Source organism: Stenotrophomonas africana (assembly GCF_013004645.1).
GTDB classification, from domain to species: domain Bacteria; phylum Pseudomonadota; class Gammaproteobacteria; order Xanthomonadales; family Xanthomonadaceae; genus Stenotrophomonas; species Stenotrophomonas africana.
In genome coordinates this window covers 252,869-279,444 of record NZ_JABEME010000004.1, presented here as the reverse complement: position 1 = coordinate 279,444, position 26,576 = coordinate 252,869, and the positions used below count along the sequence as shown (strand labels likewise).

The 26,576-nt window shown below is 66.7% G+C and carries 22 protein-coding genes; 7 read left to right on the top strand and 15 right to left on the bottom strand.

Annotated features, from left to right (window positions below; genetic code table 11):
• Window positions 1-96 precede the first annotated feature (96 nt).
• The 5 genes from HLA98_RS09850 to HLA98_RS09830 all read left to right on the top strand — a co-directional run bounded on the left by HLA98_RS09850 (window position 97) and on the right by HLA98_RS09830 (window position 4,132).
• Window positions 97-948: a hypothetical protein gene (locus HLA98_RS09850; protein WP_129550580.1), complete on the top strand. Its 852-nt coding sequence runs from the start codon at window positions 97-99 to the stop codon at window positions 946-948.
• Between the two features lie 12 nt (window positions 949-960).
• Entirely contained in the window at window positions 961-1,923 is a 963-nt protein-coding gene (locus tag HLA98_RS09845) for a hypothetical protein (RefSeq protein WP_057500325.1), read from the top strand.
• A gap of 178 nt (window positions 1,924-2,101) precedes the next feature.
• Window positions 2,102-2,479 carry a hypothetical protein gene (locus HLA98_RS09840; RefSeq protein WP_080392872.1) on the top strand — a complete coding sequence of 126 codons (378 nt, stop codon included), beginning with the start codon at window positions 2,102-2,104 and terminating at the stop codon, window positions 2,477-2,479.
• A gap of 221 nt (window positions 2,480-2,700) precedes the next feature.
• A complete protein-coding gene (locus HLA98_RS09835; RefSeq protein ID WP_049451388.1) occupies window positions 2,701-3,363 on the top strand; it encodes a hypothetical protein in 663 nt (220 codons plus the stop codon).
• Window positions 3,364-3,448: 85 nt separating this feature from the next.
• The gene (locus HLA98_RS09830) at window positions 3,449-4,132 is read left to right on the top strand and encodes a hypothetical protein (protein WP_057500323.1); all 684 of its coding nucleotides are present in this window, start codon (window positions 3,449-3,451) and stop codon (window positions 4,130-4,132) included.
• 39 nt (window positions 4,133-4,171) lie between these two features.
• On the opposite strand, the gene ribD is transcribed toward HLA98_RS09830, so the two are convergent.
• From ribD to HLA98_RS09800, 6 genes are all read right to left on the bottom strand, one after another.
• Complete coding sequence (gene ribD / locus HLA98_RS09825) at window positions 4,172-5,257, bottom strand: bifunctional diaminohydroxyphosphoribosylaminopyrimidine deaminase/5-amino-6-(5-phosphoribosylamino)uracil reductase RibD (RefSeq protein WP_057500322.1); 1,086 nt, start codon at window positions 5,255-5,257, stop codon at window positions 4,172-4,174.
• Between the two features lie 120 nt (window positions 5,258-5,377).
• Window positions 5,378-5,899 carry a transcriptional regulator NrdR gene (gene nrdR, locus HLA98_RS09820; RefSeq protein ID WP_004143350.1) on the bottom strand — a complete coding sequence of 174 codons (522 nt, stop codon included), beginning with the start codon at window positions 5,897-5,899 and terminating at the stop codon, window positions 5,378-5,380.
• A 149-nt stretch (window positions 5,900-6,048) separates the two neighbouring features.
• A complete protein-coding gene (locus tag HLA98_RS09815) occupies window positions 6,049-6,498 on the bottom strand; it encodes a hypothetical protein (protein ID WP_057500321.1) in 450 nt (149 codons plus the stop codon).
• 27 nt (window positions 6,499-6,525) lie between these two features.
• The gene (locus HLA98_RS09810; protein WP_129550581.1) at window positions 6,526-6,945 is read right to left on the bottom strand and encodes a hypothetical protein; all 420 of its coding nucleotides are present in this window, start codon (window positions 6,943-6,945) and stop codon (window positions 6,526-6,528) included.
• 68 nt (window positions 6,946-7,013) lie between these two features.
• The gene (gene glyA, locus HLA98_RS09805) at window positions 7,014-8,267 is read right to left on the bottom strand and encodes a serine hydroxymethyltransferase (RefSeq protein ID WP_010481990.1); all 1,254 of its coding nucleotides are present in this window, start codon (window positions 8,265-8,267) and stop codon (window positions 7,014-7,016) included.
• Window positions 8,268-8,451: 184 nt separating this feature from the next.
• Entirely contained in the window at window positions 8,452-8,925 is a 474-nt protein-coding gene (locus HLA98_RS09800) for an RcnB family protein (protein ID WP_088480877.1), read from the bottom strand.
• A gap of 253 nt (window positions 8,926-9,178) precedes the next feature.
• Here HLA98_RS09800 and ettA point away from each other — a divergent pair, with 253 nt between their 5' ends.
• Together ettA and HLA98_RS09790 are read left to right on the top strand one after the other, a co-directional pair.
• Complete coding sequence (gene ettA, locus HLA98_RS09795; protein WP_005408049.1) at window positions 9,179-10,843, top strand: energy-dependent translational throttle protein EttA; 1,665 nt, start codon at window positions 9,179-9,181, stop codon at window positions 10,841-10,843.
• Between the two features lie 163 nt (window positions 10,844-11,006).
• Window positions 11,007-12,323, top strand: coding sequence for an NCS2 family permease (locus HLA98_RS09790; RefSeq protein ID WP_005408048.1), 1,317 nt, complete (start codon window positions 11,007-11,009; stop codon window positions 12,321-12,323).
• A 98-nt stretch (window positions 12,324-12,421) separates the two neighbouring features.
• Here HLA98_RS09790 and bcsZ read toward each other — a convergent pair whose 3' ends face one another.
• Genes bcsZ through HLA98_RS09745 form a run of 9 tightly spaced genes read right to left on the bottom strand, consistent with a single transcriptional unit; the run spans window position 12,422 to window position 26,377 of the window.
• Window positions 12,422-13,555: a cellulose synthase complex periplasmic endoglucanase BcsZ gene (gene bcsZ, locus HLA98_RS09785; RefSeq protein ID WP_057501366.1), complete on the bottom strand. Its 1,134-nt coding sequence runs from the start codon at window positions 13,553-13,555 to the stop codon at window positions 12,422-12,424.
• The gene (gene bcsC / locus HLA98_RS09780) at window positions 13,539-17,120 is read right to left on the bottom strand and encodes a cellulose synthase complex outer membrane protein BcsC (protein ID WP_057501365.1); all 3,582 of its coding nucleotides are present in this window, start codon (window positions 17,118-17,120) and stop codon (window positions 13,539-13,541) included. Before bcsC ends, bcsZ begins: the two co-directional genes overlap by 17 nt.
• Window positions 17,120-19,483 carry a cellulose biosynthesis cyclic di-GMP-binding regulatory protein BcsB gene (gene bcsB, locus HLA98_RS09775; RefSeq protein WP_212757515.1) on the bottom strand — a complete coding sequence of 788 codons (2,364 nt, stop codon included), beginning with the start codon at window positions 19,481-19,483 and terminating at the stop codon, window positions 17,120-17,122. The genes bcsC and bcsB overlap by 1 nt, the downstream gene beginning before the upstream one ends.
• Window positions 19,480-22,104 (bottom strand): UDP-forming cellulose synthase catalytic subunit, encoded by a 2,625-nt coding sequence (gene bcsA / locus HLA98_RS09770; protein ID WP_049444992.1) that lies wholly within the window; start codon window positions 22,102-22,104, stop codon window positions 19,480-19,482. Before bcsA ends, bcsB begins: the two co-directional genes overlap by 4 nt.
• Window positions 22,104-22,859 (bottom strand): cellulose biosynthesis protein BcsQ, encoded by a 756-nt coding sequence (bcsQ, locus tag HLA98_RS09765; protein ID WP_049444990.1) that lies wholly within the window; start codon window positions 22,857-22,859, stop codon window positions 22,104-22,106. Before bcsQ ends, bcsA begins: the two co-directional genes overlap by 1 nt.
• On the bottom strand, window positions 22,856-23,035 hold the full coding sequence (gene bcsR, locus HLA98_RS09760; RefSeq protein ID WP_057501364.1) for a cellulose biosynthesis protein BcsR: 180 nt from the start codon (window positions 23,033-23,035) through the stop codon (window positions 22,856-22,858). Before bcsR ends, bcsQ begins: the two co-directional genes overlap by 4 nt.
• Window positions 23,035-24,666, bottom strand: a complete 1,632-nt coding sequence (gene bcsG / locus HLA98_RS09755; RefSeq protein WP_057501363.1) for a cellulose biosynthesis protein BcsG — start codon at window positions 24,664-24,666, stop codon at window positions 23,035-23,037. Before bcsG ends, bcsR begins: the two co-directional genes overlap by 1 nt.
• Window positions 24,663-24,842, bottom strand: a complete 180-nt coding sequence (bcsF, locus tag HLA98_RS09750; RefSeq protein ID WP_033836073.1) for a cellulose biosynthesis protein BcsF — start codon at window positions 24,840-24,842, stop codon at window positions 24,663-24,665. Before bcsF ends, bcsG begins: the two co-directional genes overlap by 4 nt.
• Window positions 24,839-26,377, bottom strand: a complete 1,539-nt coding sequence (locus HLA98_RS09745; RefSeq protein WP_057501362.1) for a BcsE family c-di-GMP-binding protein — start codon at window positions 26,375-26,377, stop codon at window positions 24,839-24,841. The genes bcsF and HLA98_RS09745 overlap by 4 nt, the downstream gene beginning before the upstream one ends.
• Window positions 26,378-26,576 lie beyond the last annotated feature (199 nt).

Below are 26,576 nucleotides of genomic sequence, written 5' to 3'. Positions count from 1 at the left end.
AAGTTGCATGGCCGCATACATCCCATACCTGCGAGGCTATCCAGATTCCTTGCCAGAGCGTACCTCTCCATGGTGAAGCCGACCCTGGTTGTGCTGATGAGCCTCTCCCTTACGGCCACTGTTGCCGAAGCCTGCCCCCTGTCACTGAAAGATACTTTCGAAACGTATTTGCGTGTCACAACCCAAGGTGACGAGGAGGCGAAGGCCCATCTGCTTGCCAGCTTTCTCAATGCGCCCCCCGGCGACCGCCCCGCCATCCGAGAAGGTTTCGACAACCTTGCTGTGATCAGATACGTAGCCATGGCGTCTGAAGAGCCAGTGGCCAGCGCCATAACCGCACGACTCAAGAAGTTGGCATGCCACGCCACAAACGTCGAGGAAAATGCCTCCTCCGGGCGAGGCATCGTCGAGTATGAGTGTTCACTACCCGATCTCTCGGATGCCTTTGTGGCCTATCGCGAGAGCCAAGCTCGCTCGGTAGACCTGGATGCGGCCAAGCGGGAATGGAAGATGTTCTTGGAAAAGTACGCAGCGGCTCTGCACAGCGCGCCAAGCATCAGCCACTCCATGAAAGCGGAGTTTTATCGTGCCGACGAGAATGGTCCTTGGATCAGCACGGACATGATGATCAACGCAAAGGACCTTGCTGACCAGTTGATGCCCATGCCGCAATGGGAAGAGCGTATCCAGGCAGAGCCGGTCATTGCCTATTCCGGCATCCCCGCCTGTGACCTGGTGTTGGACGCACAGCTGAGCTTCGCCGAGCGCTATGACCCCGATAGCCCGCTGCAGCAGGGCACGACCTTGCAGGACATCGTGGCCGAGAAAGTACGATCACTTGGACCCAGCCTGGCCGAAGCGTATTGCAGGGGCACCCACGATCGGAACCGTGCCGTGTGGGAAGGCCCGATCAGCCAGGAAGACTCTCATCGAGTCCGGACAGAATAAGAGGCTTTCCAGATGCTCACCCACTTTCGCATTCTCGTACGCGCGGCTCTGCTTCTCCTGCAGGCCTTGCTGCTCGCAGGTTGCTCACAGGCGTCGCAGCCGTCAATGGCCGTGCCCGGCTCCGTCGTCAGCCTGTCGCCGCCTCCCGGGTTCGCCCCCGCCCCCAACTTCTCCGGGTTTGTCAGTGATGACGGCCGTGCCAGCATCCTGGTCGCCGAGCTGCCCGCCGAGGCCGGCAGCACAGTCGGCGGACTATTCGTGGATGAGCCCGCCGCGCGTCGCCGCTTCGCCAGCCAAGGCGTGCAGGTCGATCGCCTGGAATCGCTCAGCGTCGAGGGGCGGACGATCCCGGTGGTCATCGGCAGCCAGGTCGCGCACGGTTACACCTTCGAAAAATGGATGGCGCTTTTCAGCGGCTCCCCCACCGTCATGATCACGGTTCAAGCCCCGCGTGACCACGCACTGACGCACAGGCAGGCGATGCAGGCCTTGGCGACCGTAACACTGCGTCCGCAGGCCACGCTTGAGCAGAAGATCGCCGCGATGCCTTTCAGCGTTGAGCCGGCGTCCCCTTTCCGCCTCCTAAACACCCTGTCCGGGTCAGCCGTGGCACTTACGGCCGGTGAACTGGACACTGATCCAGATGGTCTGCAGCCCCTGGTAATCGTCGCGTCGCAGCTTTCTCTCCCCTTTGCCTCTGACGATCCAGAGAAGGTGTCCGATCAGTTGATTGCGGAGACCGTCAGGATTCAGCGCGGAACGATTGTCTCAAGAGAGAACCTGCCGTTCGGCGGTATCACCGGGCACCGGGTTGACGGTGTAACGCCTGACGGACGCCACTACCGCCACTATCTCGCCCTATGGCCAGGTGAGCGTTTCGTTCGTTTGGTTGCCATTCTGCCGGCAGACAGTTCCAAAGAAGTGGAAGACGCGGTTGAGACCATGGCCAAATCGGTCCGGTTCCGCGGGTCATGACATAGATGATGTGGACCGACGCGTGCGCGTATGCGCGATGTAACGCCGAGCCTACGCTCGGCTCAGCGTTGCCGACGGCAAGGGCAACTGCATTTTCAGAACCGTTGCATGGCCCTGTGTCGCCTGCGTGGTCAATGCTGTTGCCCTCTTCCACCGGGGCAACCGCATGAAACACCGCATGACATCGATCGCGATCATGGTGCTGGCGCTGATGGTGTGCTGGCAGGCCGAAGCGTCCAGGTTCAAAGCCACCAGGATTTTCGTCGTCCAACCCTCGGTCGCCTTCGAGTCGACCCAGCTGAGCGACAGGCACCTGGATGCGTGGATGAGCGAAGACGACGACTGCCACGCGTTCCTGATGTATCACGACCAGTGTGCCGTGCTGGTACTGCCCCATGAGTACGACGACGGTTTCACGCGGCACCAGCTGCGGTTGAAGGCTAGGCAACTGCCGGGCGAGGCGCTGGGCGCGTACTGCCGCAACCTGCATGTGCTGTGGAAGCAGCAGTGGAAGGGCCAGTGCCCCGTCGGCGAAGAAGACGACGAAGAGGCCTGACGCCAAGGGCGTAGCCCCTACTCTGCGTTAGTCCTTCATGGGCGCAGCAGCAGCCTGATGTCCTCGCCGACCTGGCGCTGGTCAATCACGCGCAGGTGACGCTGCTGGTCCATGCATCGATGCCGAGACCGGCCAGCAGCGGGCGAATCTTTTCAGAATAGTTGCATGGAGTCTGAGAGAGTTTGACGCGAGGCTGACGATTCTTCCAATGGAACGCGCCAATGCGACGAGTCTGCCTGCTTTTCCTGTTCTGCTTTCCCATCGCCACGCATGCATCGTCGTCCGGGAAACTCACGCCAGAGCAAGCATTTGACCTGTTCGCCCAGGCATTGCTGGAAAGTGATGCCCAAGCAGGTGAAACGCTCTCTCGCGCCATGCGCGCCGCCAAACATAGCGACGCCCCCATTGCGATCAAGGCCGCGCGCCTCGTGCCGGAAATGGTCGACGCGCTTGCGAAGGGCGAGATCGAAGACGATGTGCCGGCCGAGTTCGCTGAACAGCTTGGCGAGGTGCTCAGATCGACCTATCTTCGCAGCCGCTGCCGCGCGATCTCATCAGTTCCAATGGGCCACAGCAATCAGGCCTTCCAGGAGGTGCAGCTGTCCTTCAGCTGCCAGGTTCCGGATTGGAGTGCGGCAACGCCTGCACTGACCGGCGAAGTCATCAGCAGAATGATGGCGGATCCATCGTTCGCCTATCGATTGATCACGACTACGGTACCTGGCCTGCCCCGACGCACGATTACCGATACCGTCGCTCTCACCGCCGATGCAAACGGCAACTACTTTTTCGTCGACGTCCAAGCCCTGCTTGGTCCACTGATCCAGTCCACGATGCCAATGGTGATGCTGGCCGGCCACGACAGGCCGCAACTCCAGCCATGAGAAGCGTCCGGCTCGCAGCTATGGGCCAATGAATCTTATCAGCGCGACAACCACTTGCGTTTCTTTTCCTACTGTCAGGATGATCATGCGAACACTAAGCCTTACCCTCGTTCTTTACTTCGCGCTTTCCGGAAATGCATCGGCCAATCCGGAGATGAGCCCCGAGCAAGCATTCGATCTTTTCGCCAAGGCGGTGCTGGAGAGTGACGCCGATGCGAGTGCAAAGCTGCATCGCTCAATGGTGGACATCAATCACCACGAGGCAGAATCGGTAGCGCATCTTCATCAGTTGGCTCCGGCGCTTGTCGAGGAAATGGTAGACGGACTGGTTCAGTACAAACTCTTTTCTGCCAAGTCCGCTCATGAGTACGGCACGTTGATGACCGACGCTTATGCAGGCGCCCAATGCAAAGCAACGGGGACACGAGCGGCTTCGCAGTATGTGAAGGAAAAGGAGAGAGTCACGGAAATCATCGTGCAGTTCAGCTGCAAGGTGCCGGCTTTCAATACTGAGAGCGGTGAGGTGACGGATGCGGCCATTCTGAGAAAGATGCGCAAAAGCACGAAGTATGCCTTCCGCACATGGGCGGCAATGCTCAAAAGCGGCGAGAAGCGCACGATGACTGGTGAGACGGTGCTGACTGGAGATCCTGATACTGGTTACTTCCCCGACTCCTACAACCTGAGATCCCTGACATCAGTGCTGTACTCGGCACTACCGGCGGAACGGGTGGATCCCTTTGCAGATATGGAGCTGGATGCGGAATAAAGTCCCAAGTGCCGACCAAGGTCGGCACCTACCCGAACACTACGCCCGCAGCAGTAACCGCAGGTCGTCTCCCACCTGGCGCTGGTCAACCACACGCAGGCGACGCTGCTGGTCCATGGCATCGATGCCGAGACCGGCCAGCAGCGGGCGGCCGTTGTCGCCCAGCAACGTGGGGGCCTGGTACAGCAGCAGTTCGTCCACCCAGCCACCGCGCAGCAGCGCACCGGCAAGTGTCGCGCCGGCTTCGGTATGCACTTCGTTGATGCCGCGCTCGGCCAGCAGCGCCAGCACCGCGCCCAGATCCAACCGTCCCTCTGCGCTGGGCACGCTGGCAAATTCTGCGTCCGCAGCATCCGGCGCACTCACCGCCGCATCGTGCAGGTACAGCGTCGGTGCCCCGCCCTCGCGCACGCGACTGCATTCGAGCGAACGCAGGCGCGAGTCGAGCACCACGCGCAGTGGCGGCATCACCTCGGTGCCGGCCAGGCGCACCGTCAGCATCGGGTCGTCGGCGAGTACGGTGTCGGCACCGGTCAGGATCGCACCGGCACGCGCGCGCCAGTGCTGCACGTCCTCGCGCGCGGCCGCGCCGGTGATCCACTTGGAGCTGCCATCGGCCATCGCGGTGCGGCCATCGAGGCTCGCCGCCAGCTTCACCCGCAGCCACGGTCGATTGCGCTCCACGCGCGACAGGAAACCCTTGTTGATCTCACGCGCCTGCGCCGCCATCAGTCCTTCGGCGACCTCGATGCCGGCATTGCGCAGCAGATCAAAGCCACCGCCATCAACCTTCGGGAACGGATCGCGCATCGCCGCGACCACGCGCGACACGCCTGCTTCGATCAGCGCCAGCGCACACGGCGGCGTGCGCCCGTAGTGGGCGCAGGGCTCCAGGGTGACGTAAGCAGTGGCACCGCGGGCCTCGCTGCCGGCCTGGCGCAGCGCGAACACTTCGGCGTGCGGACCGCCGGCGCGCTGGTGCCAGCCCTGCCCGACCACGCGTTCGCCATGGGCGATCACGCAGCCGACCATCGGGTTGGGACGGGTGGTGTAGGCGGCACGCTCGGCCAGGCGCAGCGCGTTGGCCATGTGCAGGTGGTCGAGGACGGAGAACGAAGTGGTCATGCGGCCATGGTAACGCTGCGGTGTTGATCCATGCCGTCAGTGCCAACCAACGGTTGGCACCCACCAGTGAATGCGGCCATCGGTGCCAACCAAGGTTGGCACCCACCAAGGCAGAGGCGGTCAGCCCTTCTTCTTCTTGGTCAGGGCAATCACATCGCCCAGCAGTTGCAGCTGTTCGGTACTGGACGGCAGGTCGCGCTCAAGCTTCTCGATCTCCTCGCGGAAATCGGCCACGTCCTCGAAGCTGCGGTAGACCGAAGCGAAGCGCACGTAGCCGACATGGTCGAGCTTGCGCAGTTCGTTCATGACGAACTCGCCGACCTTGATCGAGGGCACTTCGCGCTCGCCGCTGATGCGCAGCTGGTGGACCACGGCGCGTACCGCCGCTTCGATCTTGTCTTCGGCCACCGCACGCTTCTGCAGCGCGCGGTCAAAGCCAGCTCGCACCTTCCGCTGGTCGAACGCCTCACGGGTGCCATCGCTCTTGACGATGGCCGGCAGCTTCAGCTCGACCGTTTCCATGGTGCTGAAGCGCTCGCCGCAGGCTTCGCATTCACGCCGACGACGGATCGTCGCGCCGTCTTCGGAGACGCGCGAGTCGATGACCCGGGTATCGGCATGTTGGCAGAAGGGGCAATGCATGGAACGCCTGGCTCAGGGAAGTACCTATTGCCACGGTCATGGCAGCGTCGCAAAGGTACCTGAGAAAGGGCCCCGCAGCAAATGCTGTCTGCGCGGAAGTGCCTGCATTTCGGCCGAACAGAGCCTCCAGCGCGGTCAGCGCTGCGCGCTCAACCAGGTGCCGGCGCCGCCGTGGCCGCGCGTGCCCAGCGCAGCCACACCAGGTGCGCGGCCATCACCAGCAGCGGCGGGCCAAAGCCGAGGAAGGCCAATGTAGAGATTTCCCCGTGCTTGAAGGTGAAGTACAGCGTGGCGGCAACGACGCCCAACGCGGCCAGCGCCCCCACCCCCAGCCCTACCCAGGCAACAACCGGGGAGTGGCGCAGGCCGGTGACACCGCGCCACAGGAACATGCCGCTCAGCCACAACCAGGACAACGCGCCCAGGATTCCGGCCGACGACCACAGCAGCAACAGCCTGTGCTCGTCGCCCGTCAGGTACTTGCCGTCCCATACGACCATCAGCCCCAGCACTGCACCCGTGCCGCCCGCCGCCACGGTGGGCAGGCCCACCAGCAGGCCGGCGATCGCCATCCAGCGTTTGTGCAGACGCTCATCCATGCGTTCGATGTCCTTCCATGGGCCACGTCATGCGCGGCGTTTGATCAACACGAGCATCGCAGCCGGCACCAGCATCGACGGGCCCAACAGCAACACGCCGATGCCTTCGCCGTGCACGGCGATGCCCCACCACAGCGCCAGCCCCAGCGGGGGCAAGGCGGCGACACCGCCCGCCAGCAGCATCCACCACCAGAGGCGGTGCACGTGCAGCCCGGCACGCCCCTGCAGCAGAAAACCCGCGCTGAGCCACAACCAGGCCAGGCAGCCGGCAATGCCGGCCAGGCCCCACAGCGGCATCACGGTTACCGAGGCCAGCGTGCCGTGACCGAACTGGCCCAGCCCCATCAGCAGCAGCATCGTCGCCGCCGCGCCGCCCATCACCAGGCTGGGCAGGCCAAACAGCACCGCCAGCGCGGTGTACAGATACTTGAGGTGGCGCTCATCCATGCGCGGCATTTCTGATGGCGGGGTCAGAGCCCTTCCCTGCGGGAAGGGACCCGCCCCCCCCTCCCTGATCAGCCGTAGACCGGGTACTTGCGGCACTGCGCGCTGACGGCGTCGCGCACGCGGGCGATGACAGCGTCGTCGTTCGGCGCGTCGAGCACGTCGGCGATCCAGTTGGCCAGGTCCACGCAGTCCTGTTCGACGTAACCACGGGTGGTCACCGCCGGGGTGCCCAGGCGCAGGCCCGAGGTGACGAACGGCGAACGCGGGTCGTTCGGCACCGAGTTCTTGTTGACGGTGATGTGGGCCTTGCCGAGCGCGGCTTCCGCATCCTTGCCGGATACGTCCTTGCCGATCATGTCGACCAGCATGAGGTGGTTCTGGGTGCCGCCGGAAACGATCTTGTAACCGCGCGCGATCAGCGTGTTGGCCATCGCCTGGGCATTCTTCACCACCTGCTGCTGGTAGGCCTTGAAGCCCGGTTCCAGCGCTTCCTTGAAGGCCACGGCCTTGCCGGCGATGACGTGCATCAGCGGGCCGCCCTGGATGCCCGGGAACACGATCGACTGCAGCTTCTTGACCAGGTCTTCGTCGGCGCCCTTGGCGACGATGATGCCGCCACGCGGACCGCGCAGGGTCTTGTGGGTGGTGGAGGTGACCACGTGGGCGTGTTCCAGCGGGCTCGGGTAGACGCCCGCAGCCACCAGACCGGCAACGTGCGCCATGTCCACGAACAGGTAGGCACCGACCTTGTCGGCGATGGCGCGGAAGCGCGCCCAGTCGATCACCTGCGAGTAGGCCGAGAAGCCGGCCACGACCATCTTCGGCTTGTGTTCCAGGGCCAGGCGCTCGACTTCGTCGTAATCGATCAGGCCCTGGTCGTTCACGCCGTACTGCACGGCGTTGAACAGCTTGCCCGAGGCGTTGACCTTGGCACCGTGGGTGAGGTGGCCGCCGTGGGCCAGGCTCATGCCGAGGATGGTGTCACCCGGCTGCAGCAGGGCGAAGTACACGGCCTGGTTGGCCTGCGAGCCGCTGTGCGGCTGCACGTTGGCGTAGTCGGCGCCGAACAGCTGCTTCAGGCGGTCGATCGCAAGCTGCTCGGCGATGTCCACGTATTCGCAGCCACCGTAGTAACGCTTGCCCGGGTAGCCTTCGGCGTACTTGTTGGTCAGCTGGCTGCCCTGGGCCTCCATCACCGCCGGGCTGGTGTAGTTCTCGCTGGCGATCAGCTCGACGTGGTCTTCCTGGCGCTGGGTTTCAGCGGCGATGGCCTTGGCCAGTTCGGGATCGTAGGATTCGATGCGGACGTCACGCGGGAACATCGGGTACTCCAGCAGGCAGGGAAAAGGGGGTACGGCTCAGCCCCCGATTGTAGCCCCGCACCGGCCCGCTGGGGCCGAAACAGACGGGGCCGGCATCCCCGAAGGAATCCGGCCCCGTATGGTTTCGACTGCGCCGCCCCGGCGTACCGGTGGTGCCTCGCCATGCGTGGATGTGGCTGGCGCCTCAGCGGTTGTTGAGCACGTACTGGGCGATCACGCCGGTGGCGATGGCGACCAGCAGCATGTTGCCGCGGTCATCGCGGATCCACTGGTGCCCGTAGGGCGGGCGGCGCAGGTTGTAGCGCGGGTAGTCGTTCACCACGTAGATCGGGCCGCGGTAGTAGTCGCGGTAGCGGTGGCCGACCTTCCAGCCATAGCCCGGGCCGTAGGCCGGTCGATAGACCACGCGCGGCGGTGCCGGGCGGTAGTAGCGGTCATGGTCGCGGTGCCAGTCGCGGCGGTCGCGTTCCCAGTCGCGACGGGCCTCGCGGCGGTCGCGCTCCCAGTCGCGGCGGTCCTGGCGCCACTCACGGCGATCCTCCCGCCACTCACGGCGGTCGTGGTCGCGGCGATGGTCGTTGTCGGCGAAGGCCGGGGCCACGGCGCCCAGCGCCAGCACAGAGGCCACGGCGCCGGCCATTACTCGATTGATGCGCATGTCAGACCTCTGCTCGGGTGGGTGGTGAGCCCATATTGCGCAACCGATCTGAACCGTTTCCGGCTGGAAACGCTTCCCGTTGCAGGACTGTGACCCAGTATTCAGGCCACGGCCAGCCCGGCGGCGCTTCCCGGGCGCGGCCCGGAACCGGTTCCGGCTATAATTGGCGGTATTCCATTTCAGTCTGTGCCCGCTGCCGCAACGGGATCTTCCCGTGACGGACCGGGCGCAGGGCCGCGCCTACGGAGACCGCATGTCCTCGCAATACATCTACACCATGAACCGCGTGTCCAAGGTGGTTCCGCCCAAGCGGCAGATCATCAAGGACATCTCGCTGTCCTTCTTCCCGGGCGCGAAGATCGGCCTGCTGGGCCTCAACGGCGCCGGCAAGTCCACCGTGCTGAAGATCATGGCCGGCGTGGACACCGATTTCGAGGGCGAAGCCCGCCCGCAGCCGGGCATCAAGGTCGGTTACCTGGCGCAGGAACCGGAACTGGACCCGACCAAGACCGTGCGTGAAGCGGTCGAGGAAGGCGTGGGCGAAGTGCTGCAGGCCCAGGCCGCGCTGGAAGCGGTGTACGCCGCCTACGCCGAGGAAGGCGCCGACTTCGACGCACTGGCCAAGGAACAGGAGCGCCTGGAGGCGATCCTGGCCGCTGGCGACGCACACACGCTGGAAAACCAGCTGGACGTGGCCGCCGACGCGCTGCGCCTGCCGCCGTGGGATGCCATCGTCGGCAAGCTGTCAGGTGGTGAAAAGCGCCGCGTGGCCCTGTGCCGCCTGCTGCTGCAGAAGCCGGACATGCTGCTGCTCGACGAACCGACCAACCACCTCGACGCCGAGTCGGTGGAATGGCTGGAACAGTTCCTGGCGCGCTACACCGGCACCGTGGTGGCCGTCACCCACGATCGCTACTTCCTGGACAACGCCGCCGAGTGGATCCTGGAACTGGACCGCGGCCGCGGCATTCCGTGGAAGGGCAACTACACCGACTGGCTGACCCAGAAGGATGAGCGCCTGAAGCAGGAAGACAACCAGGAAAAGGCCCGCCAGAAGGCGATCCAGAAGGAACTGGAGTGGTCGCGCCAGAACGCCAAGGGCGGCCGCACCAAGGGCAAGGCCCGTCTGGCCCGCCTGGAAGAACTGCAGTCGGTCGATTACCAGAAGCGCAACGAGACCAACGAAATCTTCATCCCGCCGGGCGAGCGCCTGGGCAATGCGGTGATGGAGTTCAAGAACGTCTCGAAGAAGTTCGGCGACCGCCTGCTGTTCGACAACCTGAGCTTCCTGGTGCCGGCCGGTGCCATCGTCGGCATCATCGGCCCGAACGGTGCCGGTAAGTCGACCCTGTTCAAGATGATCACCGGCCAGGAAAAGCCGGATACCGGCGAGATCGTGGTCGGCCCGACCGTGAAGCTGTCCTACGTGGACCAGAGCCGCGACGCGCTGGAAGGCAACCACAACGTCTTCCAGGAAATCGCTGGCGGCCTGGACATCCTCAACATCAACGGCATCGAGATCCAGTCGCGCGCCTACATCGGCCGCTTCAACTTCAAGGGCCAGGACCAGCAGAAGATGGTCGGTTCGCTGTCCGGTGGTGAGCGTGGCCGCCTGCACATGGCCAAGACCCTGCTGCAGGGTGGCAACGTGCTGCTGCTCGACGAACCGTCCAACGACCTGGACATCGAAACCCTGCGTGCGCTGGAAGATGCGCTGCTGGAGTTCCCGGGCAACACCTTCGTCATTTCGCATGACCGCTGGTTCCTGGACCGCATCGCCACGCACATCCTGGCGTTCGAAGGCGACTCGCACGTGGAGTTCTTCCAGGGCAACTACCGCGAGTACGAAGAAGACAAGCGCCGCCGCATGGGCGACGACGCGGCGCCGAAGCGCCTGCGCTTCAAGGCGCTGAAGTAAGCAAACCGGAAAGGCCGCGCTCGCGCGGCCTTTCTCATTTTGGTAGGTCACCACCGTTGGTGGTGACGCTTTGAAGTGTACCGACCAACGGTCGATACCCACGTTCTGCATTCGGGTAGGTCACGACCGTTGGTCGTGACACCTTATTGTCGCGAGAAGCCTCATGTCCCTGTTCGAGCGCCTGTTCCAGCTGCAGCAGCACGGCACCACCGTGCGCACCGAGCTGCTGGCCGGTGTCACCACTTTCCTGACGATGTCCTACATCGTCTTCGTGAACCCCGAGATCCTCGGCACCACCGGCATGGATGCGGGTGCAGTGTTCGTGGCCACCTGTCTGGCCGCAGCGCTGGGTTCGGCGGTGATGGCACTGGCCGCCAACTTCCCGGTCGGCATGGCACCGGGCATGGGCCTGAACGCATTCTTCGCCTTCACCGTGGTCGGTGCCGCCGGACTGCCGTGGCAGCAGGCACTGGGCGCGGTGTTCATCTCCGGCCTGGTGTTCCTGGTGCTTTCGCTGACCGGTGTACGCGCGTGGCTGGTGTCGGGCATTCCGTCGTCGCTACGCTCGGCCATCGTGGCTGGCATCGGCCTGTTCCTGGCGATCATCGCGCTGCAGAAGTCCGGCGTGATCGTCGGCAATGAAGACACGCTGGTGGCACTGGGCCCGTTGAACACGGCGCCGCCGCTGCTGGCGCTGGCTGGCTTCCTGCTGATCGCGGTGCTGGAAGCGCGCCGCATCCGCGGTGCGATCCTGATCGGCATCCTGGCGGTGACCGGCGCTGGCTGGGCATTGGGCGATGTGCAGTACCAGGGCCTGGTATCGCTGCCGCCGAGCCTGGCACCCACCTTCCTGCAGTTGGACCTGCCGGGCCTGCTGCACCATGACGGCGGCGCACCCATCGCAGTACTGCTGCAGGTGGTGCTGGTGTTCGTGCTGGTGGAAGTGTTCGATGCCACCGGCACGCTGTACGGCGTGGTCGGTCGTGCCGGCCTGCTGAAGCTGCCAGGTGCGCAGAAGCGTTTCGGCCGCGCGCTGCTGGCCGACAGTACCGCCATTGTGGCCGGCTCGATGCTCGGCACCAGCAGCACCACCGCCTTCGCTGAAAGCGCCTCGGGCGTGCAGGTGGGCGGCCGCACCGGCCTGACCGCACTGGTGGTGTCGGCACTGTTCCTGGCCGCGCTGCTGTTCTCGCCGCTGGCGGCGATGGTGCCCAGCTATGCCACCGCACCCGCGCTGCTGTTCGTGGCCGGCCTGATGCTGCGTGAGCTGGTGGAAGTGGACTGGAGCGACCTGACCGAATCGGTGCCGGCCGCGCTGTGTGCGCTGGCGATGCCGTTCACCTACTCGATTGCCAACGGCCTGGCGTTCGGCTTCATTGCCTATGCCGCGCTGAAGGCCGGTACTGGGCGTTGGCGCGAAGTGCATCCGGCGGTGTGGCTGGTGGCGGTGCTGTTCACCCTGCGCTACGCGCTGGAATGATGCCAGGCTGAGGGTCGGAGCCCATTGCCGTGCAATGGGCTCCGACCCTGTCGGTAACTCCACCGGCAGCGCCGAGCCATGCCCGGCGGATAGCACGCTCAGCGCTTGGGCTGCAGGCGGCCGTCGGCGGCGAAACGCCAGCGTCCTTCAGCCCAGCCCAAGCCGAACAGGGCCAGCATCTGCGAGTAATAGGCCGGTGCATCAGCACGCTGCTGTTCGGCGCTGGGCAGGCTGGCCCGTAGCGACTGCGCGTGCTCCGCGTCGCCCTGCGCGATCAGATACGGTAGCAGGGCCGCACGGAATCCGTAGTTGCCTTCGCCCTGCCCCTGGCCACTGCGGGTGTCGATCTTTTCCCACATCGGCGCACCACTGCGCAGGCGCTGCAGCGGCCCGGACAGGGCCGCCAGCTGCGTGCGGAACAACGGATCGCGCGGCGAGGTCATGCCTGCCCAGGTGTAGCAGCGGATCGCATCGTAGCTGCCGACCGCACCGCGCGCCGGATCGACGACGAAGCGATCGCCTTTCCACGCCGCCCAGTCCGGTGCGAACCCGTGCGGGCTGCTCTGCTGCAACAGCTGCACGCTGTTGCGCGCCAGCGCCTGCCACGGCCCGCCGCGATCCTCCGCCGCAAAGCGGCGCAGCAGCGGCAGGGGCAGATAGCTGGGGTTGACCCGCGTGGCGTCCCCTTCGATGAACCCCTGTGGGCCCGGCAACAGCATCGGGCCGAGCCCGGGCAGGTCCACGATCTCGCGCGCCCGTACCTGCGCCAGCATGCCCTCGGCGATGGCCTTCAGCGCGGGACGGCGCCACAGCCGCGCGCCTTCCAGCAGCGCGTAGGCCAGCCACAGATCGGAGTCCGAAGCTGGATTGTCATCCAGTACCCGCCACGCCCCGGCGTCGTCGCGTCCCCACAGCCAGGCGGGCAGGCGCTTGCCCATGTCGCCTTCGGCGAGGTTGTCCTGGGTCCAGCCGAGGATGCGGTCGAACAGCGCCTGGTCGTTGTCCACCAGCGCGAAGAACAATGCGTACGACTGCCCTTCCGAGGTGCTGCGCTGGTCCTGCTGGCTGCGGTCGATCATGCGCCCGTCGCGGCTCAGGCTGCTGTCGACCAGCACCTTCCATGCCGGCCAGCGCGGCGCCGGCTCCGCCTGCACGCGCGACCAGCCCAGCACCGGCAGCACGGTGATCGCCTGCAACAGGCGACGGCGGCGCAGATCAGCGGAATTCGCCATAGGGCACCAATGGTGATACGGGCAGCGGCAGGTTCCCCTGCCAGGGCTTGAAGGTGTAGCGCAGGTAGAGCTGGAACGAATTCGGCGAGAAATCGCGGCTGCGCTGAAGGGTGCCGGCAGCGCCCAGCACGAAGTGGTCGCCGAGGCGGCGTTCCACCGCGCCGTACAGGCGGTACCCGGTACCCGTGCTGCTGCTCTCACCGGTGTACAGGCCGGCCTCGTCCAGCCGCAGCGGGCCGTACTGCGGCTCAAGCTGTGCAATCACGCGTTCGATCAAGGCCTGGTCGGGGAAACGGCTGATCGACGAGGTACGCGCACTGGACACACTGACCGAGCCATCCAGGCGCACCGACCACACGTCGTTGCGCCAGGCAAAGCTGACCGGCAGGCTCAGCGATGCATAGCGCTGCGGGCTGTAGTAGCCGCCCTGGCCCAGCGAGTAGCCGCCCAGGTCCTTCTGGTAGCGCCAGTACATCGCGGTGGTACCCACATCCAGCCGCATGTCGGGGCGCTGGATCAACTTGTGGTACCAGCCCACCATCGCGCGTGCGCGGGTGTTGTCGACCACATTGTGGCCAGTCAGCCGATGCCAGCTCCAGTTCGACCACACGCCATCGCGGCCACCCTGGTCGTAGCCGAGGCTGAAGGTCACGCCGTTGGCGGTGACGCCACCCCAGCTGACGCCACTGCGCGGATCGACCGCACCGGCCTGGGACAGCAGCGAATTGGTCATCGGCCGCCGCGACACCGTGGCCCCCCAACCGAAGCGCCCGAGGTCACCATTGAGGGTTACACCGCCGAGCCAGTTGCCGACCACGTAGTTGGACGGGGTGTGGCCGATATCGAAGTTCCAGCGGTCATCCAGGGTGCGCCAGCCGACGGCGAAGCCGGCACCGGAGGTGCGCCGCTGGTGCACGAAACGGGTGCAGCCCGGTGCGCGCAGGCGGCTGTTGTCGGCCTGCAGCAGATCCAGGTCGCAGCTACCGAAATCCTCGTCGTAGGCGCCGTTCCCGTCGGTCTGGAAGCGGCCGGCATCGAAGCTCACCTGCTCGATTCGCGCCCAGCCCAGGCCACCGGCGAACGGCGCGTCGAGATGCGCGATGCGGGTATCGCGCGACAGCCGCGAAATACCCGGGGTTCCGTCGCTACGGCGGCCGGTGTCCTGCATCACCGTCAGGGTGGGATTCTCCTGCTGGTACAGGGTCTCTACGTCGCTGCGCAGGCTGCGCCGCAACCAGTCATCGCCGGCCGTCTCGCGGCTCGCCAGGGTCAGCGCGCGGTTGTCGCGCGGCGTGGCCTGGCTGGAAGCCAACAGGCCGTTGTCGGCCATCGCCTGCGCGTACATGTCCAGCGCCTGCTGTGGATCATCGCGGCGCACCAGTCGTGCCGCGTCACGCCAGGACTGTGCATCGGGCCCGGTCTTGCGCGCCAGCAGCGCGCGCAGGATCGCCAAGGCCTTCCTGTCCTCGCGCAGGTCGGTCCAGATCGTGGCGAGCTGGCGCTGCTGGCCGATTTCGGCATCGTCCACTGCCGGCGGTGCGTCGTGCATCTGGCGGCGTGCGCTGGCCAGATCGCCGGTACCGATCCAGGCCTGCACCTGGCCCAGCTGCGCATCCACATTCCCCGGCTGTGCAGCAAGCACGCGCTGGTAGTAGTGCAGCGCCTGCGCGTGGTCGCCGCGCAGGCGCGCCCATTCGGCCATCAGCAGGTCGTTGTCGGTGCTGGGCGGTTGCTGCTGCAGCAGCGCGATGGCTTCGGCCTCCCTGCCCTGCGCACGCAGCTCCCACAGATGATCGACCAGCTGCTGCCGCTGCAGGCGCGCCGACAGCGCGCGGATGTCATCGTCCCACTGCGCGTGCGGCAGCGCATCGAGCACCGCCAGTGCCTGCGGCAGCCGATCGGATCCCGACAGAAAGAGCGCCTGCGCGTAGCGCGCTTCGGCACTGTCGTTGTGCGTGGCCATGTCGGCCACCACCGCGTCGGCTTCGTCCTGCCGGCCGGCGGTGCGCAGCTCGTTGCCCAGCGCGTAGGCCAGCCATGCATCGCCCGGCAGCTCCCCGCGCAGCTGCTGTCCCAACGTGATCGCAGTGGTTGCATCGCCGGCCGCCAACGCCTGCTCGCGGCGCTCACGCAGTCGACTGATCTGCAGCTGGCGCAGATCTTCGGCATACAGCCTGCGCTGGGCAGCGGGCAATGCGTTGATGAAGGCTTCCAACCGCTGCGGATCGGTTCGGCCGTACAGCTGCACCAGCTTGCGGATCACGTTGGCATCGTTGGGCGCCGAACGCCGGGCAAGCTGCAACTGGCGTTCGGCTGCGGCGTCATCGCCGCGGGCCACGGCCACGTCGACCAGGCCCAGTGCAGCAGTGACGTCGCGGGGCTGCTGGCGGCGCGCCTCCGCGTACAGTCGCTCGGCCTCGTCCAGCCGGCCGGCGGCCAGCGCCGCGTCGGCCTGGTCCAGCTGCAGCCAGTAGCGGGTGCTTGCGATCAGGTCACGCCACTTGTCGTTGCTGTCACCGGCCGGGGTGGCCTGCACCGCACGCTGGAAATAGTTGATGGCCTGCTCGCGGCGGCCCTGGCGCATCAGCGCCATGCCCAGCCCCCCCAGCAGGTCGGGCTCGCGCGGATAACCGCGCAGGGCCTGCAGGAAGGCGCGCTCGGCCTCTTCATTGCGGCCGGCATCGAGCAACTGCTGGCCACGCAGGCCGGCGCGCCACGCCGGGTCGCTGACCCGCTTGTGCTGGTCGGTGTAGCGCTCGCGTACCAACGCGATTTCGGCAAACGTCGGGTTGCGGGTGATGAAGTCCTGCAGCCGGCGCACGCTGCGGTCGTCGGCCGGCTGGTCCTTCAGGTAGGCCCACTCGGCGTCCGCCGCCATGCCGCGGGCTTCCGGATTACGCCCCATGCGCTGCAGCGCGGCCAGCGCCTCGGCATCGCGGCCGGCCGCGAACAGCATCTGCGACAGCGCCTGCAGCAACGGCACATTGCCCGGATAACTGCGGTCCAGTTCACTCAGCGCACGGATCGCCTGTGCACGCCCATCCGCCTGGGCGCCGCGCAGGCGCCAGTACTCCAGGCCCAGCTGCAGGCCGGGCGGGTCATCGTTGAACAGGCGCCGGTAGATCGCCAGCGCTTCGGCGCTGCGACCACCGGCAGCGAACAGACGCGCCTGCTGCAGGTCCTGCTGCAGGTCACCACGGTAGGCCTGCCAGAGGCGTTCGCCGGCGGCCAGTTCACGGGTACCCGCGCCGATCTCGCGCAGGCGCTTCAGGGTCGCCTCGGCATCCTGCAGCTTCTGCTGCGACAACTGCACTTCCAGGATCGCCACCAGCGTGCCGCGATCATCCGGTGCCAGCATGCGCAGCCGCGCCAGCGCGTCTTCGATCAGGCTCTGGCGACCGGTAGCCTCGCCGATGCGCACCTGCTGCAGCAGCCACTGGCGCTGCTCGGCGACGGTTCCGCCCGGTGTATCGGGCAGGGCCTGCGCCGCGCAGGGCCCGACACCGGCCAGTCCCAACAGGACCAGGCCGGACGCGGTGACCAGCGGATGCCGCGTACGTGCCATCAGTGCCCCGGGTCCAGGCGCTTGGCCGCGACCCAGCGCAGCGTGCGCCACAGCAGGAAAGCGACCATCAGCACCACCAGCGTGGCCAGCACCGCCAGCAGTGCCGGGTGGTCGGCCAGGTGGTACCACAGCAGCAGCCACCACGGCAGCGCGCCAACGTAGTAATGATCGCCGACGAACTGGCTGTGGACGCCCGAGGTACGCAGGATCGCCACCGAACCGGCAATGGCTTCGCGCTTGCCGGTATCGCTGAGTGCATCGTCGAGCAGGCCGTAGTCGGCGGCATTGCTGGCGGCCAGCGAAACGATGCTGCGCTGCGCATGCTTCGGCGACTGCATGCCAATGATCGCGGCAAACGGTGCCTGCGCGCTCACTGCTACTTCGGTCACCGCCGGGTCGCCATCGCGGCTGCCACGGCGGGCCTGTTCCATCGCCTGCTGCGGCGACGGTGACTGGCCGTTGAGCAGGCGCGTGCGCTGGTCGTCGATCAGCAGCGACAGCTGCTGGCTGCCGCGCAGTTCGGCCGGCAAGGCGCCCAGCATCAGCAGGTCCGCATCCAGTGCGCTGGCCTGCTTCCAGTCATCGGACAGGCGCAGGCCATAGGCCGGGTAGCCACTCTGCACGCCCAGCCCACCGATCAGGTTCAGCAGCAGGCTGACCTGTGCTTCGCTGGCGCTGGGCGGCACCAGCACGACCGTCTCCGACAGATCGGCCATGCGGGTGAACGGGAAACCGCTGAGTGCGAACGCAGACAGGTCCGGCAGGCCCATGTAGTGATGGAAACCGGAGAAGTCGATGGTCGAGTCTTCTTCGATCGCTGCCTGCAGGTTGGGCGGCAGCACGGTCTGGCAGTGGTCGCGCTGCGCACTGCCCATCACGCTGGCGAAGTTGAAATCGAAGCGCAGCTGGTTGCGGTCGCCCAGCTTGAGTGCCGGAATCAGCAGACGCCCGTCGTCGGCACCGGCATCGCCGGCCAGCACCGGCAGGCGGATTTCCTCCAGGCCCTGCTTGCCGTTGCGACGCACCAGCGGGAAGCTGGAGATGAACTGGTCGTTGATCGCCACGCCCAGCCGCGACTCATCGCTGCCGAACGGCGGCGTGTAGCGGTAGCGCAGGTTCAGCGGAATGCCCTGGTTGCGCCAGATGAACAGGTCCGGCGGCAGATTGAGGTTGACCGTGATCGGCTGCGGCGACACGCCGTTGGCGTGCAACTGCTGCGGGTAGTCGAGCAGTTCGGCCAGGCGGACGGCGCGGTCGGTACGTACCCAGTTCGGTGCGTCGTACGGCTTGCGCGGGACCAGCGGCTTGATCTCGTCGACGCTGACCTGGCGGCCGCGGAACAGCACGTTGCCGGCCGCCATCGCGGCCACCGCCTTCTGCAGGTCGTCATCGTTGCGGCCCAGCACCAGCAGCAGCTTGCGCTGCGGATCCTCCGGCAGCGACATCAGTTCGATCATCGGGCCCTTCACCGGGGCATGGTTGGCGATCACCGGCGGGAACCTGCCGTTGACCGCCAGCACCACCGCGTGGCCCTTGTCCGGCAGCGTGCCGAAGCTGACCGGGAAGCGCGCCTGGCGCCACCAGCCGGACAGGCTGCCGAAGTACGAGGACATCACCGCCGCCGCGCGCTGCTGCGCCAGGCTCGGTGCGGCGGCGAACACCACCGGCAGTTCCAGCCGTGCGGTATCGCGCGGATCGAAGAACGGCAGCGGGAAGTTGGCCAGGTCATCCTGCATCGCCAGCGGCTGGCCACCCAGGCGCAGCGTGCTGTTGCTGGACAGGTTGACCCACAGCGAGCTGTGCGTCGGCTCTTCGCAGATGTCGGTGTAGTGGCCGACGAATTCCAGGCGGACCTGGTTGAAATCAGCAATCAGGCGCGCGTCCAGCGGCAGCTTGGCCTGCACCGGGCGGCCCAGCTGGTCGTTGCTGATCGGCACCACGCCCATCATCGCGTCGTTGAGGTAGACCCGCAGGTGCGACAGGGTCGGGAGCAGCGATGGTGAAGGCGTGAAGCTCAGATCCAGTTCCGCATCGCGGACCAGGCGGTCACGGCGCACCTGGAACTCGAAGGTGGTGGCATTGCGCACCCCCGACAGCAGCGTGTCCTGGCGGCGCCCCAACTGCGCGAAGGTGTTCTGCCGCTGCCAGGGCCAGGCGCTGCCCGCCCAGGTCTGCGCCAGCGCAGACTCGGTACCGGCGGCGGGCGTGGTGGCGGGTGCGGCCGGCACGCTCGGCACCGGCGGCGCGGCAGGCGCTGCGGTGGGAGGAGCGACCGGCGGCGGAGCAGGCGCGCTGTTGCCTGACGCCACGGGCAGGGCCAGCAGGGGCAGCAGCAGCCAACGCAGAGAGGACGGAAGGGTCATGGACGAAGCCCTGGATCAGCGGCTGGGTCAGCCGGGTGGGAAGGAAGCGGACGTTGCGGAGCAAAGCTGGCCAGCCATCGCAGCAGGCGACGGTTCCAGTGTGCCGGGCGGTCAAGGTCGAACGGTGCGAAATCACCCATCCGCCGATAGCCGCGCCAGCCCAGGACCAGCACGCTCCACAGGCTGCGCGGCAGGCTCTTGGGTTGGTAACCGGCGTGCCAGTCGAGCCAGGCATCGGCGCGGGCGAAGGTGCACTGGGCGAACTCCACGCGCTGGCGTTCGTCCTCGAACAGCAACAGCAGGCCCAGTCGCTGGCCGACCGTGCGCTGCACCCGCGCCGGGAACGCGAATTCGCGGCGGCCCCGCCCCAGCAGCACCTGCACGCGCTGGCCCTCGGCCAGCTGTGCGTCTTCGCCAAGCTCGACGCCCACGCCATCGTTGGAGTAATCCTGAAGCACGCCGCGCAGGCGGCGGCCATCGGGTACCCGCAGCGCCATCGGCAGGTGGGTGGTAACGCGGTGCGTGCGCCGCACCTGCTGCACTTCAGCGGCCACCGCCAGCGCGCCGCCGATGATCAGCAGGTTGTACAGCACCCACAGCGAACTGACGACCACCGTGCCGCGTTCATCGAGCGGCCCGTGCATGAAGCGCCACACGGCAAAGCACAGGCCAAGCACGTTCAGCAGCGCCAGCACCAGGTAGGGCTGCGCCACGCGCCAGTCGAATCGATCGCCGGCCTGGGTGCCGCCCTTGTCGGTGACGTTGAACTTGCCACGGCCCGGGCTGAACAGTGCCACGGTGGTGGGCCGTGCGATGTACCAGGCCAGCACCGTCTCGTACACCTCGCCCCAGAACGGCCGCCGGTACTTGCCCTGGATGCGTGCGTTGGTAAGGCTGGCGTGGGCCATGTGCGGCACCACGAACAGCAGGATGGCCAGCGCCGGCGCATAGATGATGTAGACGTGCAGCAGCAGGAACGCCAGCGGCGCGGTGAGGAACACCAGGCGCGGAATACCGGCCAGGAAATGCAGCATCGCGTTGGCGTAGCAGAAGCGCTGGAACAGGCTCAGGCCCTTGCCCAGCAGCGGGTTGTCGATGCGGAAGATCTGCACCATGCCGCGTGCCCAGCGGATGCGCTGGTTGACATGCGCGCCGAGGCTGTCGGTGGCCAGGCCGGCCGCCTGCGGAATGCGCAGGTAGGCCGAGTTCCAGCCCTTGCGATGCAGGCGCAGCGCGGTGTGCGCATCTTCGGTGACGGTCTCGGTGGCAAACCCGCCGATGGCATCGATGGCCTCGCGCCGCAGTACTGCGCAGGAACCGCAGAAGAACGCCGCGTTCCACAGGTCGTTGCCGTCCTGCACGAGGCCGTAGAACAGTTCGCCTTCGTTGGGGTCGCTGCGGAACACCTGCAGGTTGCGTTCGAACGGATCGGCCGAGAAGAAGTGGTGCGGGGTCTGCACCAGCGCCAGTTTCGGGTCACGCAGGAACCAGCCGCAGGTGATCTGCAGGAACGAACGCACCGGCAGGTGGTCGCTGTCGAAGATGGCCACCAGCTCGCCATCGATCAGGGTCAGGGCGTGGTTGAGATTGCCGGCCTTGGCATGGCGGTTGTCGGCGCGGGTGATGTAGTTGACCCCGGCGCGCTCAGCGAATGCGCGGAATTCTTCGCGCTTGCCATCATCGAGGATGTGGATGCGCAGCTTGTCTGCCGGCCAGTCCAGGCCCATCGCTGCGTACACGGTGTGCCGCACCAGCGCCAGGTCTTCGTTGTAGGTGGGAATCAGCACATCCACCGTCGGCCACTGGCGGATGTCGGCCGGCAACGGCGCCGGGCGGCGGCGCAGCGGCCACGCCACCTGCACGTAGCCCAGCATCAGCACCAGCCAGGAATAGGTTTCCGCCGCCAGCAGCACCACGCCACAGACCAGGTCGAAGGTGCTGTTCCAGTTCAGCGTGGCGGTATAGCGCCACCACAGGTAACGGCAGGACACGGTGATCGAGAGCACGACCAGCACCAGCGTCGCATAGCGCCCCTGCATGCGCCTCACCAGCAGCGCGATGGCCCACAGCAGTGCAACGAACACGAACTGTGCGAGATAGGTGAACGGCTGGGTGATGCACAGCGCCGCCAGCCCCAGCGTGGCCAACCCGACCAGCAGGGTCAGCAGGTGCCGCGAACGTGGCGACAGGCTGCCCACCTTCCGGCCGAACCAGGCCGCCACGCGGCTGTTCCAGAACTCACTGGGCGCATCGCGCATCGCGCGCAGATAGCGCAGGCGGCCACGACCGGCCGCGCCACGCAGTTCGGCAATGCGTTCGCGCCGGGCCTGGGCCAACCGTTGCCGCCTCAGCGAGGGCTGCGGCACCAACCGCACCAGCGATAGCCACATGGCCTGGATCAGCAATCGCAGGGGATCACCCGGGCGCCAGCGACGGTCGCCCTGTATCTGCGGGAAGGCGTTGCGCAGGCGCGGCGCCTGCGCCTGCCATGCCGGCCCTTCCAGGCGCAGGAACGCCCAGCCCACGCATTGCAGCAGCCACAGCATTGCCCGCGTCGGCCAGGACGCATGCACCCGCTCACGCAGGCGTCCCCAGTCCAGGTAATAGACGCGGGCGCCCATCAGCGTCCTCCCGCCGCGGCCTGGCGCCGCGCGCCTTCGGCCAGGCACCACAGCACCAGCCCGTCGACATCGGCGGCGGCCAGCGAATCGGTCGCATAGCGGCCCAGTGGCTGCTTGCTGGCCAATGCGGACGGCACCCGCGCATCCTCGTGCAGCGGCTGCGGCACCAGCCGCGCCCCGTGCGCGTGCAGCCACAGCTGCATCAGATCGCGCTGCACCGGAATGACCGGGTCATAGCGGTTGGCCAGCAGCAGGCGGGTGTCATCCGGCTGTCGTTGCAGGAACACATGGCTGACCGGATCGACACAGGCCAGGCGCAGCGGCAGCGTGCAGCGCGCGTGCTGGTTGATGGCCGCAGCGTGCGCCGGCAGGCGCTGCGGCAGGTCGAACAGGATCCAGTCGAACTGGGTCTCCAGCAGCGGAATGCGTTCGGCCCAGGTGGCCGGTGCCTGCTGCAGCTGCTGTTCGATGCGCATCGCAGCCCCTGCATCGACACGACCGTAGGGCAGCACCGCCAGCCCCGCTGCGATGGCATAGGCGGCATCGCGCCAATCCGTGCCGTCCAGCTGCGCACGCGCCCAGCCGTTGTCGACATCGGCCGGCAGGCCCAGGTGCAGGCCGAGCATCTGGTCCGGACTGCATTCGACCAGCAGCACGCGCTGGCCCTGGGCATGCAGGCCCTGGCCGAGTGCGGCCAGCACCGTGGTGACGCCGGTTCCGCCATGGATGCCCTGCAGCGACAGCAAGGTGCTCATCTGCACGGCTCCAGTTCAGCCAGCAATGGCCAACGCGCCAGCGCCTGGGCACGCTCATGCTGGGCCGAGAAGTCCACGTAGGGCAGCCCCGGCATGTCCAGGCTGCGGCGCAGCAGGTCGATGTCGTCCTCTTCCACGGACAGCGTGACCGGCACGGCAAGAATGTCGGCAGGCATCAGCGCGCCTCCTCCGGGTAGGGGCTCCAGGTCTGGCTGCCCTGCAGCTGCAGCCAGGGCTTGCCAGCGTACTCGATGACCTTTGCGCCTTCGTTCTCCGATACCGACGGTGTCTGCGGCAGACCCTTCAGCAGGCTGTTCCAGTTGCGCTCGCTCTGCGGCGACTGGGCATTGAGCGCGTACACGCGCGACACCAGCTCGGACACCGCCAGGTAGCTGCTCGGTTCGGGCACATGACGTGGGCCGCCGGCCGCCGGCGCGCCCATGCCGATCAGCTTCACGCCCACCGGCACGTGGGTGATCGATGGACTGGGAATCTCACGCATGCCCGGAATCTGCATGCGGTCGCCATGCAGGGCCGCGCCGTGCTCAGGCACCACCACGATCATCGCGCGGCGCCCGCTCCTTTCCACGGCTTCGACGAAACCGGCCATGTCGCCCAGCACCATTTCCGCACGTGCCTTGTAGTCGGCGGCATTCGAACGGCCATCGGCGCCGACGATGCGGTTGCCATCGTGCAGCGAGATCGTGTTGTAGAACAGCGCCACCTGCTGGCTGGACTCGGCCAGCCGCTGTTTCCACCACGCCATCAGCACATCGCCATCGCGGCGCAACGGCGACTTGTCGAAGGCCACCAGCGCAGTCGGAAATGCGCTGATATCCATCGGCTGCGCCTGCAGCCCGCCATACTGGTGCAGTTCACCGATGAAGTCGTCGAAGTGACCGTCGTGGTTCATCGCCAGCTCGCTCTGGAAACCCAGACGCTGCAGGTTCGAGAACAGCTGGCACTCGGCCGGCACCGGATCGAACAGGCCGGTATGCGAGGTCTGGCCACAGCTGGCGCGCAGCAGGCGGATCGCCGCCGGGCCGCTGTAGGCGGTTGCCGAGTTGAAGTCGTCGAACACCACGTCCATGTGGTCGAGCAGGTTGTTCTGGCGCAGCCCCACTTCATCCAGATCGCTCCATGCCAGCGAGCAGATGTTGAGGATGATGACGTCGAACGGCGCGCCACTGCCCGGTGCGGGGAAGCTGGTCTTGAGGCTGGCCTGCTGCTGGTAGAAGCTGGCCAGCCATGCATTGAGCGTCTCGTTGTTGGCCGGCGGCAGGCCGCCACCTGAGGTGCCTCCGGCGCTGGCGGTGGCCGCGGTGGCGGTACCCTGCCCCCAGTTCCAGCCCGCCGGCATCGGTATCGCCATCACAGCCAGGCCAAGCATGCCCAGCACGCTCAGCGTGGTGATGCGCAGCCACGGCTTGAGCAGTACGTAGGCCAGCACCAGCATCGCCAGCACCGCCACCATCTGCCAGTTGATGAAGCGCTGGGCCAGCTCGAGCCAGTAGTCCGCCGAGAAGTCCAGCACGCCAGGTTGCACCAACAGGCGCCGGAACGGCGGCCACCAGGTGTCCTGATAGTACAGAGCCACGCCCACTGGTACCGCGACGACGGTGCGCGCGATGCGTACCCAGCGCCAGCGCAGTGGGATCAGCAGCGCGCCAAGGAACAGCAGGTTGGGCAGGATCTTCAGATCCAGCGCGCCCATCCAGGCCAGTACCACCTTGGACAGGAAATACAGGTTCCAGCCTCGCAGGTCGGCCCAGGCGAAGGGGGATGCCGGTACCATCTGCGGACTCATGCAGCCCTCCGCGGCGCACGCTGGCGCACGCCGGCGCGGCGCAGGTGGCGGGGTGGAAGCCAGCGCGCGACACGGCGGCGCAGCCCACGCCACAGCGTGCCAAGCATGGCACCGAAGGGAATCATCACCAGCGCGCAAGCGACGATCAGGGTCCAGAGTTGCTGGTCGGTGGTCATGCGTGATCTCCCAGTCGCAGCGGCTTCGGGGCGGTGAAAACAGGTGCCTCCGGCGCCGGGGCCACTGCCGGCAGGACCGCGGGGGCTTCAGGCAGTACTTCGGCCTCCGGATCGCTGCTGCGGGCGTTCATCGCTGCAATGTCGTACTCGGCCAGGCGCTGGTAGCCATCGAAAAGCTCGCGCCAGGGCAGGCGGAACAGATTGCCCAGGGCCTGCTCGACCGCATCACGCCGGCAACCAAACAGGAACAGGCGTACCTGCCCGCGGTAGACACAGGCCAGATCGCCCTGGCGGCGGATGCGCAGCTGCTGCAGGGTCTGCTCGGCACGCAGGCCGGCCACCGGCTGCAGCGCCAGCACGGCGCTTTCCACCGCGCTACCGTCCTGGTCGATGCGATCACCTGCGATCTGGCGGAAGCGTGCGGCGTTGACCAGGCCACTCACCGATGGCGGTCGATGCGAACGGATCAGCGGCTCTGGTTCTTCCGCCAGCTGGCCCTGCCAACGCTGCCGCTGCACTGTTTCCAGCAGGGTCAGCAGTCGCGGCAAAGGCGTAGCTGACGGCACCACCAGGCTGCAACCGCACTGCATCAGCAGCCGCTCATCGGCGTAGCGCAGGCAGGGCTGCAGCTCGCGCACCACCAGCTTCAGCGCATTGCCACGTTCGCGGCGCAGGCGGTGCAGCAGGCGGGCCAGTGCATCCACCTTGGCATTCTCGTCGATGGCCAGCACCACAGTGGCCTCCCGCGCCTGCAGCGCGGCCGGCAGCAATCCGGCCCAGCCGTCATACAGGCGCCAGGCCGCCGACAACGGCGGCGCACCTTCCAGCACTTCGGCCTGGGCCAGGAAGACATCGCGGTCACTGCCACTGGTCGCATCGATCCCAGTCTCGGCGGCATCGGCCTCGGCCAAATGGCGCAGCCCGCGGTTTTCCTGCTCGACGCCGAACGATCGCTGGGCCACCACGCCATGGCTGTTGGACCAGTAATGCAGCAGCAGCTGCAGAGCGCCACGATGCGGATGCAGCTGGGCCACACCGGCGCAGCTCCGGCTCAGTGACAACAGGCGCGGGGCCAGGGTCGCCACTTCGCCGTGGCACAGCAACAGCAGCACCTGCTGCGCCTGTCCGGCCCATTCCTGCAGGTGCTGGCACCAGCGCGCCAGCCGGGCATCATCCCAGCCGTCCAGCGCCGCCACCGGGAACTGCACCAGGCTGAGCCGGGTGCGCGCCGAGGCGGTGCGCGGCAGATCGCCGGTCAGCCCGTGCAACGCCTGCTGCATGCCGTGGTGCGAGCGCTGGAACAGCCGCAGGCGGGCGGGCCCTTGGTCGGCAGGCAGCAGCGCCAGCATCGATTCGGCTCCCCGCCCCAGCGTGACCAGCACGGCCTCGTCCATTGCCTCGGCCGTGGCCAGCACTCCGGCGCCGAGCAGGTCCGTCGACGCGCTGCCGGCAGCCACCACCCAGTACAGGCCTCCGCTGCGCATCTCGACGAACTCGGCGGGCAATCCGGCAATGGCAAGGTGGGTCGCAGGCACGCCGGATCCTTTCATTGCCCCTCAACCGGGCGGAAAGCCCAGCAGTGGAGGCGCTGCGGTGAAAAGGAGGTCACTTTCATGACGTACATCACATTCATGTTTCTGTACGGCCATGATAGCCCTGATCTTCACGTTTGCGGGATCAAGACGCAGTCAACGCCGCCCGCGGAACGGGCGACGTGAGGCTCGAAACTCAGCA